The following is a 238-nucleotide window of genomic DNA, read 5'->3' as shown; positions in this document are numbered from 1 at the left end:
CCCTGATGGTGGCTATTTTTGTCGCCATCCCGTTGCAACTCAGCAATCTTGATCTGCCACCAGAGCACCATAGTTACTTGTATTTGCCGGTACTGATACTGGCCTTTGGCCTGATGATTCCACTGATTATTATTGCGGAAAAACGCCGTCAGATGAAAAATGTGGTACTGATCGCTGCCGCTCTGATTCTGCTTGCTCTACTGTTGATGATACAAGCAGTTTCGTTATGGCACTGGGC

General features: G+C 47.5%; 1 pseudogene. It reads left to right on the top strand.

Annotation, left to right across the window (positions count from 1 at the left end):
• Positions 1-238: pseudogene (locus Q4563_RS22470) on the top strand (MFS transporter); the annotation flags it as partial.

The organism is Gilvimarinus sp. 1_MG-2023, assembly GCF_030548285.1.
Note: the sequence above shows the minus strand (reverse complement) of the source record. Positions and strands in the feature narration are given on the sequence as shown.